Origin of the sequence: Mesorhizobium sp. M1334 (genome assembly GCF_040317995.1) — a bacterium.
GTDB lineage: Bacteria > Pseudomonadota > Alphaproteobacteria > Rhizobiales > Rhizobiaceae > Mesorhizobium.
Window position 1 is genome coordinate 1 of sequence record NZ_JAMYLM010000078.1, and the last position, 842, is coordinate 842.

1 protein-coding gene is annotated in these 842 nt (G+C 64.5%); it reads left to right on the forward strand.

The window, feature by feature from the left end; genetic code table 11:
* On the forward strand, nucleotides 1-842 hold an 842-nt coding region (locus tag NKH17_RS33325; RefSeq protein ID WP_352973541.1), incomplete at both ends, for an IS256 family transposase.

The following is an 842-nucleotide window of genomic DNA, read 5'->3' on the forward strand; positions in this document are numbered from 1 at the left end:
ATCTCGACCCGCTCGGTCGACGACCTGGTCAAGGCCATGGGCATGAGCGGCATCTCCAAAAGCCAGGTCAGCCGGCTGTGCGAAGAGATCGACGGCAAGGTCAAAGCGTTCCTTGAAAGACCCATCGAGGGCGACTGGCCATATCTGTGGATCGACGCCACCTACCTGAAGGTGCGCCGCGGCGGCCGCATCGTCTCGGTCGCCATCATCATCGCTGTCGGCGTCAATGCGGACGGCCGACGCGAGGTGCTGGGCATGGAGGTCGGCACGTCTGAGGCCGAGCCGATCTGGACGGAGTTCCTGCGCAAGCTGACCCGCCGTGGCCTGCGCGGCGTCAAGCTTGTCGTCTCCGATGCCCATGAAGGCATCAAAGCGGCCGTCACCAAGGTGCTGTGCGCGACATGGCAGAGGTGCCGCGTCCACTTCATGAGGAACGTGCTGGCCCATGCCGGCAAGAGCGGGCGCCGCGTCGTCTCCGCTTTCATCGCCACCGCCTTCGCCCAGGAAACGCCCGGGGCCGCAAGCACGCAATGGCGCGCCGTCGCCGACCAGATCCGGCCGAAGGTGCCGAAGCTGGCGACAATCATGGACGACGCCGAGCCCGACGTGCTTGCCTACATGACTTTCCCTAAGGAGCACCGCGCCAAGCTGCACTCGACCAACCCGATCGAGCGCCTCAACGGCGAGATCAAGCGGCGCACCGAGGTCGTCGGCATCTTCCCAAATGATGACGCCATCGTCCGCCTGGTTGGCGCGATCCTGCTCGAACAGAACGACGAATGGGCCGTGCAGCGCGCCAGATACATGACGCTGGAAACCATCAGCCAAATGAGCGATGATCC